14 protein-coding genes are annotated in these 13638 nt (G+C 45.9%); 6 read left to right on the forward strand and 8 right to left on the reverse strand.

The annotated features are described in order from the left end of the window. Positions 1-225: 225 nt before the first annotated feature. A complete protein-coding gene (locus tag CA600_RS20510; protein WP_094872472.1) occupies positions 226-1383 on the reverse strand; it encodes a phosphodiester glycosidase family protein in 1158 nt (385 codons plus the stop codon). 176 nt (positions 1384-1559) lie between these two features. On the opposite strand from CA600_RS20510, the gene CA600_RS20515 reads away from it, so the two are divergent. Next, positions 1560-2138 carry a histidine phosphatase family protein gene (locus tag CA600_RS20515; RefSeq protein ID WP_094872473.1) on the forward strand — a complete coding sequence of 193 codons (579 nt, stop codon included), beginning with the start codon at positions 1560-1562 and terminating at the stop codon, positions 2136-2138. A gap of 91 nt (positions 2139-2229) precedes the next feature. Continuing rightward, entirely contained in the window at positions 2230-3033 is an 804-nt protein-coding gene (locus tag CA600_RS20520) for a GGDEF domain-containing protein (protein ID WP_179281683.1), read from the forward strand. A gap of 68 nt (positions 3034-3101) precedes the next feature. Here CA600_RS20520 and CA600_RS20525 read toward each other — a convergent pair whose 3' ends face one another. The 7 genes from CA600_RS20525 to CA600_RS20555 all read right to left on the reverse strand — a co-directional run bounded on the left by CA600_RS20525 (position 3102) and on the right by CA600_RS20555 (position 10387). Next, positions 3102-4319: an SLC45 family MFS transporter gene (locus CA600_RS20525; RefSeq protein ID WP_094872477.1), complete on the reverse strand. Its 1218-nt coding sequence runs from the start codon at positions 4317-4319 to the stop codon at positions 3102-3104. A 17-nt stretch (positions 4320-4336) separates the two neighbouring features. Then, positions 4337-5065: a glycerophosphodiester phosphodiesterase gene (locus CA600_RS20530; RefSeq protein ID WP_094872478.1), complete on the reverse strand. Its 729-nt coding sequence runs from the start codon at positions 5063-5065 to the stop codon at positions 4337-4339. 165 nt (positions 5066-5230) lie between these two features. Further along, complete coding sequence (locus CA600_RS20535) at positions 5231-6088, reverse strand: STM4011 family radical SAM protein (protein ID WP_094872480.1); 858 nt, start codon at positions 6086-6088, stop codon at positions 5231-5233. Continuing rightward, the gene (locus tag CA600_RS20540) at positions 6085-7434 is read right to left on the reverse strand and encodes an STM4012 family radical SAM protein (RefSeq protein ID WP_256989941.1); all 1350 of its coding nucleotides are present in this window, start codon (positions 7432-7434) and stop codon (positions 6085-6087) included. The genes CA600_RS20535 and CA600_RS20540 overlap by 4 nt, the downstream gene beginning before the upstream one ends. Before the next feature lie 28 nt (positions 7435-7462). Then, entirely contained in the window at positions 7463-8245 is a 783-nt protein-coding gene (locus tag CA600_RS20545; RefSeq protein ID WP_094872483.1) for an STM4013/SEN3800 family hydrolase, read from the reverse strand. Beyond that, complete coding sequence (locus CA600_RS20550; RefSeq protein ID WP_256989943.1) at positions 8245-9579, reverse strand: STM4014 family protein; 1335 nt, start codon at positions 9577-9579, stop codon at positions 8245-8247. Before CA600_RS20550 ends, CA600_RS20545 begins: the two co-directional genes overlap by 1 nt. Further along, positions 9542-10387 carry an STM4015 family protein gene (locus tag CA600_RS20555; protein WP_094872486.1) on the reverse strand — a complete coding sequence of 282 codons (846 nt, stop codon included), beginning with the start codon at positions 10385-10387 and terminating at the stop codon, positions 9542-9544. Before CA600_RS20555 ends, CA600_RS20550 begins: the two co-directional genes overlap by 38 nt. 203 nt (positions 10388-10590) lie before the next feature. Here CA600_RS20555 and CA600_RS20560 point away from each other — a divergent pair, with 203 nt between their 5' ends. The 4 genes from CA600_RS20560 to CA600_RS20575 are packed head-to-tail and all read left to right on the forward strand — an operon-like array spanning position 10591 to position 13559. Further along, complete coding sequence (locus CA600_RS20560) at positions 10591-12066, forward strand: amidase family protein (RefSeq protein ID WP_094872488.1); 1476 nt, start codon at positions 10591-10593, stop codon at positions 12064-12066. 36 nt (positions 12067-12102) lie between these two features. Then, a complete protein-coding gene (locus tag CA600_RS20565; RefSeq protein ID WP_094872490.1) occupies positions 12103-12636 on the forward strand; it encodes an NAD(+) diphosphatase in 534 nt (177 codons plus the stop codon). A gap of 1 nt (position 12637) precedes the next feature. Next, positions 12638-12988 (forward strand): cupin domain-containing protein, encoded by a 351-nt coding sequence (locus CA600_RS20570; RefSeq protein ID WP_094872492.1) that lies wholly within the window; start codon positions 12638-12640, stop codon positions 12986-12988. 25 nt (positions 12989-13013) lie between these two features. Beyond that, positions 13014-13559, forward strand: coding sequence for a GNAT family N-acetyltransferase (locus CA600_RS20575; RefSeq protein ID WP_094872494.1), 546 nt, complete (start codon positions 13014-13016; stop codon positions 13557-13559). Positions 13560-13638 lie beyond the last annotated feature (79 nt).

Genomic DNA, 13638 nt, shown 5'->3' on the forward strand with positions numbered 1-13638 from the left:
TGAGGAATAGTTGTACGAAATGCAATTAGCAGATGCGTGCGTGCAGGCAATTGATATCCTTCGAGTATCCTTCGAGTAACCATTGAGGATGTTAGTCACGTCGTGCTTAAATGCGTGCTAGCAATGACACGAAAAAAGAATGCTTCTATTGCATGATCTGCAATAGAAGCATCTTCGAAGCCGAAGCCCAGCGTCTCACATTGACACTGGGCTGGCTAGATAAAGCTATTGATATTTAACTACAATCGCGTTGCTAATCTGACGCCCAGGGGTCGTGAGATATTTGCCATTGTAGTATAGTCCGCTGGATGCGCCGCCATCCAGATTCATGGCTTGATACGCACCAGCCTGCTTCATCATTTCTGCCAGCTGTGGGATAGTAGCTCCGCCAGTGGTCAGCAGAATCAGCTTGTGGTCGCGAGTGAGGCCAAGTGCGCTGCGGGCGCCGCCGCCGGTTAAGATCTTGGCATCCTTGAAGCCTTCTGCCGCGACATTAAGGGATACCTTGCCATTCACAAGCAGACGTGGCCCAGCTTGGAGTGCTCCTTCCATAGATCCGGAAGCGAAACGGTCTGTAAACTCTAGCCCGGGAATAAGCGAGGCTAGATGGTTGCTGTCATAGGTGAAAATTGTGCGGCGATCGCCGGAGCTATTTTTGAGCATTTTTCCACCACTGACCATATAACCGTAAGGCGCTTTGTATGCCCCTTTGGTGTAGGCATCAAAGAACGTACCGTTAATAGCTACTACGGCATTATTGCGTTTGGCTAGACTGCTTAGTTCCTCCACTTTTCCTACCGTATTTCCTGCTAGTACAACGTCGAGCTTCACTTTAGGATGCAGTAAGGAAACGGTAACCGTTTGGGCTTTGAAGGATTTGCTACCCACCTTGAAAGTTTTACTAGCACTGACAACAGGGGAGGAATCTGCTTTAAGAAGTGAGCCAGACTGTACAGGGACAGTCGATGAAACATCGTTATTCGTAAGGGTTACAGATGAGGCTTCCTGATTCCATTCCAATTGAATGCCCAGCGTTTTGCTGACCAGGGACAAAGGGATATATACCGTACCATTCTCACTAAAAGCGGAGTCGGTTAGTGTTACTGATTTGTCGTTGACGAGCGCAACCGCTTGTCCTACAGTGAGTATAATCTTAGTGTCTGCGTTCGTAATGGTTATACGTTTGTCACTAGTATTCATTTCAGCATGTATGCCGGTGAAATTATTTAAGAGACGCAGTGGGAGATACGAGTGGTTATTTTTGGTCACATACACGGTGTTTTTCGGAACCGCAGCAGCTCCAACAGTGGAGGAACTAAATGTGTAAACCGGAAATAAACATAGAAGGAATGCAAGAAAGAACGGAAACAATAACTTTTTCATATTAACCAAAATCTCCTTATCCTGTAGCTGATGTAAAAAGCGATAAAGGTTTATTATACCTCAAGTTCTAAAACATGGATAACCCTTATTTTTCAAATACTCAAGGGAAGATTCTGATAGAATGTAGATACGATTAAAGAATAGTACTAGAAATCAACAACTAAAGGGAGATCTTTATGACTACAGTAGGTTTAATTCGCCATGGAAGTACAGCGTGGAATAAGGAAGGTAGAGTACAAGGACATACAGATAACCCATTGGATGCAGAAGGCTTTCAGCAGGCAGCGCTTATTGCCGAACGACTTAGCGGTGAACAGTGGGACTACATATATTCAAGTGACTTGCTCAGAGCACAGCAAACGGCAGAGGTTATCGCAAAGCGACTAGGTATTGAGTTAGCAGGTATAGTACCGGGCATTCGAGAGATGTATGCAGGGCTAATTGAAGGTACTACGCAACAAGAGCGGATAGAACGATGGGGACCCGATTGGAAGACGCTAGAGTTGGGATTAGAAACCCCGGAGGCCAGCGAGATCAGAGGCAGCCAGGCCATCGAAGAGCTTGCGGAGAAACATCCGGGTTGTAATATCTTGATCGTTAGCCACGGAGTAATTTTGCGTAGCATTCTTAGAAAACTGATTCCAGAACTAGACGGTACAGTATTACTGAAAAATACGTCCATCACCCGGATCACCAAATCGGGTACTTCTTGGCATTGCGATCTGTACAATTGTGCAGAGCATTTAGAAATCTAACGAAGTGTTCAGATAATGTTCAGAGCATTTTAATATAGTGATTGTTCAGCAATCTAATCATTTTTGTAGTAAAAGGATGTGCGAATTTAAGGTGGCAGAGGTTCAGATTTACTTACAAACGTTATTATCCCTTCTCATCGCAGCCGCGGCCGGTTATTTAGTACTAAGGCTCTACCGGGATATTTCTTCTAAAACGCCTCAAAAAAGAGCGATTCATACCGGTCTTTTCGTTATAATAATCATCATTGGACTATGGAGCATGCATCAGTTAGGCGTAAAAACCTTATTGGGAAATGAAGTGGCCGATGATGGAATTATCATATCACTGGTGGTCTATAGTCTTACGATAGCCCTATTTATGTTTTTGATTACACGTATGAACCTAGTGTGGGCTGAAAGAGAGCAATTGAAAGAACTGGCGTATAAGGATGCTTTAACAGGGTTATTGAATAAGAATGGAATGGATCATTTTTGGGATCGGTGCAAGGTAAATGAGCAGCTTGCCGTTTTGTTTCTGGATCTGAATCGCTTTAAATCGATCAATGATAGCTTGGGGCATCATGTGGGGGATTTACTGCTGGAAGAAGTGGGTAAAAATTTAATTCAATTCTCCAGCAAAAGAAAACGTCATATCTTCCGCGTGGGCGGTGATGAATTTGTGATTGTCGCTAAAGGCAGCAACCAGAAGGAAGCAGAGCAGCTTGCTGTGCGAATTCTGGAGAAGACGACTAAGAGTTACCAGCTAGGTGAGCATAACCTGTTCGTATCTATGAGTATAGGGATCAGCATAAGTCATGGTAAGGTGGATCATTTCAGGCTGCTTAATGAAGCAGACACAGCGATGTACGCCGCCAAACAGCTCGGTACAGGGCGTTACTCCGTCTATAAGAATTAGAAGAAGTGGATGTAAAATAAAAGCGGCAGCCATAGACCTTGTACATCGTCCATGGCTGCCCGCTATTGTTATTGGAAAGGCGAATGAATGCTGTTCGTCACATCCTTACGGCCTTTCATGAGGAACAAGCAGACAAGAGCAACGGCCATACTAATCGCCGCTACGTAAAACAGGATAGAGTAATCAAAAATATCAATCATGAGCCCCAGTAGTGGAGGCGAACTGATGGCGGCAAGGGAAGAGACCAGATAATACATCCCTGTTCGTGTGCCGATACTCTCTTCGGTTCCTGTTGCCACAACATAAGGATAGGAATTGATATTAATACAAGCCCAGAAGACTCCACCTAGCAACAGTAACCCTCGAAGGAGCATCAAGTCCTTTGCAAAACCGACGAGAGCAAAAATGGTCATTAATCCGCATACGCCGATGATGATCATTTTTTTCTTCCCGAATCTTCCGCCCAGCCAACCGCTCGGAATGGCGAACAGTACAAAAGCCAAAGAGAAGAAAGTGAGCGAGAAAGAGGCCGCCTGTTCGCTTAGGCCGAGATGATGTTTGCCATATAAGGTAAACAGCGTCTCAACGCCTTGATACGCTACGAACCAGAAGAAAATCGCCGCTAGCAAAAATACTGTGGTACGGTCAAGCTGACTTCGAAAGGAAATACGAGAGGGCTTGGTGGCAGCATTGTCTTCTGAAGGAAGCTTCATTTGCACGTTTACGCCGTCCCGATTTTCTTTAATGAAACGTGATACGATAAACATACATAATAAGGTAATCAGTCCAGCGACGATAAACGGAAGTGCTGGATTGGATTTATACAGGATCGAACCTACGCCGAAAGCGAGAATAGAACCGAACCCACCCATGAAATTAATCAGCCCGTTGGCCTTTGTGCGCTGCTCTTCTGGCGTAATGTCCGGCATGAGGGCGACGGTTGGTGAACGGTATAAGCTCATGGCCAGATTCATTAGCATCATAAACAACAGAAGTGTAAATAGTCCGGTATGAAACGGAATCAGCATGGTTAGCACAGCAGCGAAAGGCATACCGATCATAAGATAAGGCATTCTGCGTCCAAAACGCGAGGTCGTGCGGTCACTACGGTTGCCAATCCAAGGCTGCAGGAATAAGGCAAAGTAATTATCAATCGTCATCAAGAAGCTGATAAGCGCCACACTATGTACGTATTTTTCTAGAAAAAAGGGTACAAATGCATTATACAGACTCCACGTAATGCTGATGCTGAAAAAGCCGAATCCGAGCAACCAGACTTTTTTCACACGTTCACACTCCCTTATTATTTAGCTAGAAGCCCAGCCAGCACATCTGGATGATCTGTAATAATACCTGACACTCCAGAGTCGATTAAAGCCTTCATCCGCTCTGGATCATTAACAGTCCAAGGATGATAAGCAATGCCATGCTTAGCTGCTTCTTTGACGAATTCAGGAAGTACTGCTTGATGATACGCATGCAGCGCATTTGCGCCAAGCGTAGCTGCATAATCCCAAGGACGATACAGACCTTCCCCGTATAGAATTCCTGTCCTGATCTCAGGTGCAATTGTTTTACTGTGAGCTAGTGAATAATGGTTGAAGCTTGAAAAAATCACGCGATCACTCATTTTGAACTCCCGTACAGCCGCGATAACCTTTTCCTCCATACCCGGGTAAAAGAAAGTACCATTCTTAAACTCGATGTTCAGTACTGTATCTCGTCCTTGCAGCAGATCTAATAAATCTTCTAGCAAGGGGAGCTTCTCGCCTTTGAACTCGGGACTGAACCAAGAGCCTGCGTCCGCTTCCAAAATTTCTGCAAGGGTCTTATCTTTTACATAGCCTGTTCCGTTTGTCGTACGGTTCAGGGTTTCATCATGAATAAGAACGAGCCCGCCATCCTTGGTCATTTGTACATCGGTTTCAATTCCGGTTGCACCTAACTCAAGACCTTTGCGGAACGCTGCCATAGTATTTTCCGGACACACTGCCGATGCGCCGCGATGCGCAAAATTAATAATGTTCTTCATCAGCTATTCATCCCTCCAACATAGTGTTTGCTGTCGCCCTGTAGACGAGGGCTACTTTTCATATTCCACATAGAGTAAAGAAACCCTGTTTAGAAATGCTGGCAGGGCTCTATTTCTTGAAATTTAACATGCAGTTTACCTTACAGCAATTCTCGCTTCAATGATTCATAGCCCATAAGGAATTCGTTCCAGCAGACCTGATCCATAGATGTCTTGCAGCTTCAGCTCTGGCATATGGATATAACCGATATAACAGTCGCACACCTTCATTCGGCAGCTTCTTATAGCGGACAGACCTTCCAAGCCATCGCGATAGAGGTTGCCAATGACACCTCTGTCCTTATAACAGCGTTTCACCAGTCCAGCACCTTGTACATAAAAGACTTCTTTTCCTGCATTGCAGGTCTGCCCCAGACTTTCGTAATCCATAGCATTCACAGCAAAATGTGGATCAATCTGGCTCAGAATAGAAAGATCCTCGGCTGTATAGTAATCTGGTTTATCTTTATAAGCATTGACCCAGAGATATACACTCTCCGGTAATGCTGCGCGAAGCGAGGTTATAGCTGGAAAGGCACTGCGAATCCCAACGCTTCCTACACTGAAAGGTACATCATTCTCGTACAAAGCCATACATTGCGTTAGAAACTTATCCTCGCTCACCTGTCCGGGGTGGTAAGTAGCCCAAAAGGCAGCTTTGCTTCGATTCAGCTGATGAACGAAATCAAGATTTGCTGACAGGTTCGTCTGAATGGCTACCTTCTCCACATGTTCCATATTGGAGAGCGAGATCATTGCTTCTTTGTACCAGCGATGAATCAGCCCTTCGCCATAAGGATTGAAAAAGATAGACAGCCGGTGACCCGCTGCACCCTGCAGAGAGGCCCACTCGACAAAGGTCTCCAATCCTTGCCGATCCTTGGCGAGAGTGGCTGCATTGTCCTTATTTTTGCCGAAAGGACAGTAGGGGCAGTCATAATTGCAAGAGGTGAGAGATCCGCGGTAATAGAGAACGGAATTCATGGTAATACGAACCTTTCCATTTGCTCCCGAATCTCTCCTGAAATAAACCAATCCCCAATCGAATCAGAGTAGCCCATGCCTTCGGTAGTGAGGCGCAGTACGCCATCTATTTCCATTCCCAAGCCAGTTTGAAGCAGGTTCGACAGCTCAGGATAATCATCCCAGAGCGAATTTTTGAAGCGCAGGCTGTAGTCTTTTATCCTCAGACCTTCACTATGTAAAATTGCCTTCAGAATAAAGCGGCGCTTCTGTTCCTCTAGACTTAGCACAATGCCGTAATCAGCCGTATCGTAACGATCCGCTGCGACGTAATCAGCAATAATGCTTTCGGTTGCTTTACGGCTCACCCCGTAACGAGAAGCGTAATGCACATGGCGCGTGTAGGATCTAGCACCGCAGCCCAATCCAACCATCCCTTCTTCTTGGCAACTATAATCGATAATAGGTTTGTCTGTTCCCGCGCTTTCTTTGGCGAATCGACGCATGGAATATTGGCGATAACCTCTAGCTTTAAGCAACTGTCCAGCAGCTTTGTAGCAATCTAGGCGAATATCCTCCTGACGCTGGATATCGTCAGGCTTCACAATCGTATGCTCACGGGTGTAGAGCGGATAAATAAAGATTTCCTCTGGCTCATAGCTAAGCGCCTGATTTAGTGAATACAGCCAAGAGTCGACGGTCTGCCCCGGAAGACCATAGATCAGATCCAAATTTAGAATAGGAAAATCATATTTCCCCAGCAGCTCCAGTGCCCGGTACACCACATCCGGGTTTTGGGGGCGATAGATGGCTGCTGATTCAGCAGCGACGAAGCTCTGGATGCCCATACTAACCCGATCTACTGTATATTCTTTCAGAATATTTAGCTTTTCTTCGCTAAGAGTCTCGGGGGAAGTTTCCACCGAGATGGAGGCTGTACGCGTATCCAGTCCCATCGTATCAACGGCAATGTGGAACAAACGGCGAAGCTGATCTGCCGCCAGCAATGTAGGCGTTCCACCACCAATCGCGAAGCGGGCATACGGCTTATGATCGGTAAATGCTGCCCACTGCTTGGCTTGACGTTCTAGCGCGTCCACGTAAGTAGCGTGAACATTCGCGCGTTTATCAGGCAGGGTGAATAGGTTGCAGAATCCACAGCGAGCGCCGCAAAAAGGAATATGCATATATAAAAAAAAGGATTCTGCAGGCTCATCTCGCCATAAGGCTTCTAGTGGAAGCGGAGGCTGTAGATCACTGTAAGCTGTTTTGTGTGGATAGGAATACAGATAAGATCGGTAAGGGTAAGCCGTAATTTGGTCTTTCCATTTGTGAAGTTCTTCTAAAGAGAAGGACGATAACGTCATACAGTGCTCCATCCTTTCCTTTTCCTTGTTATAGAATAAATTCGCGGTAGGGGACATTCCATACGGTTTCGTGAGCTAGGCGATGCCCCTGATAGCCATCCTCGCCAAAGGCGGTCCCATGATCGGAAAACGCCAAACAGAAGGTAGGATTACCGCGTTCCCGGAAAGCGTCGAATAATCGGCCCAGTTCACCATCCACATATCGTAGTGCGGCGCGCTGGCTGTCTACGGAGTCTTTTTTAGCACCAGGTATAAAATAGTGGTTTGGCCCGTGGATGGCAGAGACATTAAGGAACATGAACAATCTTTGTTGGCCCGGAGTATCCTTCAACAGCTTCAAGGCATGATTCACCTGATGCTCTGTGGAACGCGGATTGGTGACCCCGAACGTCATCCGCCAGTAGCTTTGCTGGAAATAACTTGGTAACACACGAGCGAGTGGATTTTTTTTGGTGAAAAAAATAACGCCCCCTATACATACTGTGCGGTAGCCCTCAGCAGCAAGCCCAGACACAATATCCGGTGTATCGAATAGCCAGGTATGGGGATGTGTCTTCATCCCGGTATTTCTGGAATGGAACATGCGGACATGCTCGCTCTTATCCGTTGTGGCCGGCGTAGGCAAGAAGCCGCCGAAGAAGGCGTGATGAGCCGCATAAGTAAAGCTGCCTGGGGTATGTCTTCTCTCCCATGATCCGGTCCCGCACAAGTTGGGGCAGTTCGCTTCTTCCATTACAGCAGCATCATAACGAAGCGTATCGAGTGTGATCATAAGAATATCATGCGTGCCGACGATGGTGTTCATATCCATTAAGATAAACCTTCCTTTATAAGCGGTGTGGAGGGAGGCGTGATATAGTCTCTAGCCGACAATACCTTCATTTCCCATTCGTAGGTGCTGCATCCGCGGTATTTCACATCGTAGAGCAAATCGCCAAATGGATTGACATCAGCGACAAAACACTGCTGAGAACCCCCGGATACCAGTACATCTATTCCGGCTACCCCGGAACGGGGAAAAGCAGCCAGTGCTTGCAGGGCGGTATTCCGCACCTGCTCCTGTACGGATTCAGACAGACCCGCTTCCGAAAGAGACATCCGCTGGTTGCGTAAATGCAGATTCGTAATCGGAGTAGGACTGACCCGAGCAACCGCGTGGCAGGCCTCGCGGAGAACGACTAGCTGGCGAATATCAAATGCTTTTCCCTTAAGCCCCGCTTTAGGGATCCATTGCTCAGCATAACCCCCGTGCTGGTAGATCCAATTCATAATTCCCGAGATCGTGACAGTATCTGTGTACCGTCGCAGTTTACCGGAATTATAGTAAATGGGTGGTCGAGTGATGTAATTCTCGACCCCCACAGTTGTTAAGGCGATTTCGGCACCGGTCACGGGATGGATTTGATAGGCGACCACCCCAGAAGCCGCAGAGCCGAAGGCCAGCTTAATGAATACCCGGTGCATTCGCCGGGATAACATCATCTCCCGGAGAGAGGTATAATCCGTAGGCTGTTGATCCTCGCCTACTGGGCGAGGGACTGGAATTCCTGCCTCACTTAGAATCTGTTGTGTCTGGCGTTTATCGGTCATGGCGGCAATGTCAGCAGGATCATTTAACCATAGCGAACCTGGATATGCGATTGTCGCCTCACGTTGTAGTCTAGCCAGCATTCGGCAGTAGCCGCGGAACCATTGGGATGGATGATGCAGAACCCCCTGCATTTCCTTCAATTGACGAGCGACCTTCACACGGAGTGGTCGCGGGTCAGGTCTATCGGCGTAGGGATGAAGCGAATCGTCCATATCATCCGAATCTGGTGCACCTAGAGCGATTAAGGCTCGTTCTACCTCAAAGCTGCTTCCAGGTGATTCCAGTCTCAGCAGCGGGGGAGCTGTACTAAGATCTATTCCGTTATAAATGGAGGGCTGACTGGATATCTGCTTCTTCTGCTCTTCCATAAGATCACCTAATGATCTACCTTGCAGAAACTCAGTGTACGATAAAATAAGGGCAGGGGGCATTCCGAGATCGGAACGCGCTTGCTGGATACCGCTAGTCCGTTTATCACCGGGAATACCGATAATGATCATCGGCCTCATGAGAGGCTCACTCTGTGATGGAAGGATAACGCCAGTCTTCCTCATCGTCGCTTTCCTGCTTGTCGCTGACATCAACAGGCAATCCACTCTGTTTCCAGCGGTTAATCATCTCGTCAGACATATAATGATGGCTTAGGTTTAATGCTTTTAATTTTTTGATTCTGTCGCTGGCTAGAAGCAATTCAGCCCCTTCGTCCCTTAGGGTACCGAGCGAAAGATCGAGCGTATCCAGTTGATCCAGAATAGGAGCATTTGCTAATGCACCTGCGATCTCATCTTGGATTTGGCTATTTTTTAATCCTAGATAAGTAAGCTTAGGGAACTTCCCTACTTCTATAAGAGGGAGAAGATCTGCGAGGTTGCCGTCAAATCCGTAATTGTCTACACCCAGATATAGCTCCAGCTTGCGTAAATTCGGTAATTGGCTAGTTGCAATATGTTCAAGAACGGCTTTACTTAAGCCCCCACTGATAATAATCAGTTCTTCTAGCTTGTCGTGTTTGAGTTCTGCCAGGCTCAGCTCGTTCCCACCTTGAATCGTGAGTGATTGTAGCTCTGGAAAAGCGGGTAACAGTGGCGAAAGATCGCTTTGGGTAATCCAAGAAATCTCACATTCCTCATACCCCATCTCGCCTATGAAAAGCTTACGCAAAGCAGGGAAACTAGCACTATGCGTAACGAGTGCCTCTACAACCTCTTCTGAACTATTCTCGTAGGCTTGCCCCCAATCACCGATGATTAGACTTGTCAACGAAGAACTTTCAGGGCTGCTGCTAAGCTTCTCAATTTCTGTGCCAATTCTTTGGCCTTCTTCGAATTCGTCGTATCCGATACTGAGCTTTACTTCCGTCATGGGCATTCCCTCCCGGAAAAATTTAACTTCGAAAATACCCTATCATCTGTAGCCAAGGGAGTCAAATCACAGGTTTAAATAATTATAGTCAAATTGGTCATGTCATTGACCTAAGAATGTATGGTAGGTTTATGCTAGGGAGAGTTACATTATTTTGAAATATAAGGACGCCGAAGGCGATTATACTTGAAGGAGCTGCTCTAATGAAGATCAAACTTCAGGAATGGATAATAGAAGCGGATATTGCAAAGCTGCAAGCGGCTATGGAAGCAGGAGTAGTCAGCTCAGAGGATTTGGTAGCAGTATATTTGGAACGGATTCATAAGTACGATATAGACATAAACGCAATCTTAGAAATCAATCCTGAGGCTATAGAGATTGCCAGAGCACTGGATGTTGAACGTAAGGAACAAGGAAGCCGGGGAAGTCTACACGGTATTCCTATATTGTTGAAGGATAATATAGATACAGCGGATAAGATGCATACGAGTGCTGGCTCCATAGCTTTAGCAGGATCATTTGCGGCACAAGATTCCTTCGTAGCTGCGAAGCTTCGGTCGGCAGGGGCTGTTTTACTTGGAAAGGCGAATATGTCGGAGTGGTCTAATTTTATGTCCAGTTCAATGCCAGCTGGATATAGCTCACGTGGAGGGCTTGTGCTGAATCCATATGGACCTGGGAACGTATTTGTCAGCGGATCTAGTTCTGGACCTGCGGCAGCGATTGCGGCGAATTTGGCAGCAGCATCGATCGGAACAGAAACCGCGGGATCGATTGTTGGGCCAGCCAGCCAACATGCGCTCGTCGGGATCAAACCAACGGCCGGATTAGTCAGTCGTGCTGGAGTGATTCCGATTTCGATTAGCCAAGACACCCCTGGGCCTATAACAAGAACGGTGACGGATGCAGCGATTATTTTAGGGGCATTAACGGGCGTAGATGACAAGGATGAAGCAACATTTTCAAGTGAGAAGCATGCTTTTACGGACTATACTCCATATTTAGATAAAAGCTTTATACGGAAAGCAAGAATAGGCATCCCACGGCATTATTACAAGCATTTAGATGCAGAGCGACTTTCGTTGATGGAAGCAGCGATCCAGACTTTGAAGAACGAAGGCGCTACAATTATAGATCCAGTTACGCTTTACGTTGAACAACAAAACTGGAATAATGATGTGATCTGTTATGAATTTAAAAAGGGGCTTAATGCCTACTTATCCCAAGTAGATGATTCTGTTCCGATTCACTCTTTGCAAGAATTGATAGCATACAATGAAAGCCATGCTGAAATCGCCTTACAATATGGGCAAGACACATTAACTAGGTCAGAAGAAATAACATTGACTGAAGAGGAATACCAGCAAAAGAAACAAGAATACAGGAAATTAGCGCTTGAGCAAGGAATAGACTACGTGTTGGAACAATATAGTTTGGATGCGTTATTGCTGCCGGGTGATGTAGATGGGATGTATATTGCCGCACGTTTGGGCTATCCGTTAGTTGCCGTTCCAGCTGGATTTGTTGCTCATGGCATTATTGATGTTGACGGTGATCCTACTAGAGGCCCTTTTGGTGTAGTTTTTTCTGGAAAAGCCTATAGTGAGCCTACGCTCCTATCCATAGCCTACGGATTTGAACAAGCTACACAGCATCGTATTCCACCTCAACTGGAATAAGTATTTACTACTTTATTATAGAAGGAAGAGATCAGCTTGAAATATTGCCTAGAGTGCGGAACTGCGTTAGTAATGAAAGAAAACGATGGGGAAGGGCAGGTACCTTATTGTAATTCATGTGAAATGTTCCGCTTCCCTATCTTTAGCACAGCGATCAGTACAGCAGTATTAAACCGAGAGATGAATAAGATTCTATTAATCCAGCAGTATAACCGACCAGATTATATATTGCTTGCAGGGTACGTGAATAAAGGTGAAGATGCAGAGACGACACTTATTCGTGAGGTAAAAGAAGAGGTAGGTCTTGATATTATAGCCTATGAATATATGCGCAGTTTATATTTCGCACCTTCTAATACGCTGATGCTGAATTTTATAGGTGTTGCAGATTCGGAGGATTTAAGTCAGATGAGTGCTGAGGTGGATCATGCAGAGTGGTTTGCTTTGGAAGAGGCCGCGGAAGCCATTAAAAAAAGCAGTCTAGCTGAAACCTTCCTATTGGCGATTATTGAGAAATTGAATGCAGGGCAGGTACAGGTGAATCCAGTAGCGGTAGGAGGATCCGTCTAAAATGCGAGTATTTAGTTTTTCAGAAGAAGTCGGTAAGTCTATTGATGCATTCGGCAGCCAGCAGCTATATATGTCGAGAATACTAACAGAGGCGGTTTCTCCACATGTTGGTTGTATGCACTTGGGCGTGAATGGACTTATTGGCTGGCATCAGGCTCCGATTCCACAGCTGTTTCTGGTCGTTAGCGGAGAAGGCTGGGTCAGAGCTGGGGAAGAAGCAGAAATTCCAGTTAGTGCGGGCTCTGCCGTGTATTGGGACAAGGGCGAGTGGCATGAGACAGGCACGGAGACAGGACTAACAGCGATAGTGATAGAAGCTGAGAAGATAAGTTTGGCGATGCCGTTGGTGTGAGAGATACTAGAGCGGAGGGAAAACAATGTTCAATCAAGAGAAAAGAACAATGACGACCGAAAGATTGATTTTGAGACCTTTTGAATTATCTGATGCAAAACGTGTCTCTGACCTCTGCAATAATTATAATATCTACAAAAGCACGTTGACTCTTCCTTATCCATATCCTATTGATTGTGCAGTATCCTGGATTGAAACGCATGAAGATCATTTTAACGATAATAAATCCTATGAGTTTGCCATTACGGATAAAAATACACACGAGCTTTATGGAGCTATAGGACTGACAAATAAGCAAGCACACAGAAATGGTGAAGTTGGATATTGGATCGGTGAGGAATATTGGGGGAAAGGGTACGCGACTGAAGCAACAAAAGCGGTCATTGCGTTTGCTTTTTCAGAAAAGCATTATCATAAAGTCTTTGCAATACACTTTGCTTCAAATCCCGCCTCTGGGCGAGTGATGCAGAAATGTGGAATGGTGAAGGAAGGCATACTCATGCAGCATATCTATAAAGAAAATAAATATGATGACCTTATTCATTATGGGATTATTAACACAGAAGGTTAAGCTACCTACATAAGGTGGAATTTTAAAGTTCTTACAAGCAAAGTAAAAAGGAGCCGAGAGGCTCCCTTTTGTAGTTTTA

Origin of the sequence: Paenibacillus sp. VTT E-133280 (assembly GCF_002264385.1) — a bacterium.
Lineage (GTDB): Bacteria > Bacillota > Bacilli > Paenibacillales > Paenibacillaceae > Paenibacillus_AQ > Paenibacillus_AQ nitricinens.

Excerpts from the sequence above, each read along its gene's own strand:
- CA600_RS20535 (WP_094872480.1), bottom strand. The coding sequence starts at position 6,088 with ATGAATTCCGTTCTCTATTACCGCGGATCTCTCACCTCTTGCAATTAT.
- CA600_RS20530 (WP_094872478.1), bottom strand. The coding sequence starts at position 5,065 with ATGAAGAACATTATTAATTTTGCGCATCGCGGCGCATCGGCAGTGTGT.
- CA600_RS20575 (WP_094872494.1), top strand. The coding sequence starts at position 13,014 with ATGTTCAATCAAGAGAAAAGAACAATGACGACCGAAAGATTGATTTTG.
- CA600_RS20560 (WP_094872488.1), top strand. The coding sequence starts at position 10,591 with ATGAAGATCAAACTTCAGGAATGGATAATAGAAGCGGATATTGCAAAG.
- CA600_RS20515 (WP_094872473.1), top strand. The coding sequence starts at position 1,560 with ATGACTACAGTAGGTTTAATTCGCCATGGAAGTACAGCGTGGAATAAG.
- CA600_RS20540 (WP_256989941.1), bottom strand. The coding sequence starts at position 7,434 with ATGACGTTATCGTCCTTCTCTTTAGAAGAACTTCACAAATGGAAAGAC.
- CA600_RS20555 (WP_094872486.1), bottom strand. The coding sequence starts at position 10,387 with ATGACGGAAGTAAAGCTCAGTATCGGATACGACGAATTCGAAGAAGGC.
- CA600_RS20570 (WP_094872492.1), top strand. The coding sequence starts at position 12,638 with ATGCGAGTATTTAGTTTTTCAGAAGAAGTCGGTAAGTCTATTGATGCA.
- CA600_RS20550 (WP_256989943.1), bottom strand. The coding sequence starts at position 9,579 with ATGAGGAAGACTGGCGTTATCCTTCCATCACAGAGTGAGCCTCTCATG.
- CA600_RS20510 (WP_094872472.1), bottom strand. The coding sequence starts at position 1,383 with ATGAAAAAGTTATTGTTTCCGTTCTTTCTTGCATTCCTTCTATGTTTA.
- CA600_RS20545 (WP_094872483.1), bottom strand. The coding sequence starts at position 8,245 with ATGGATATGAACACCATCGTCGGCACGCATGATATTCTTATGATCACA.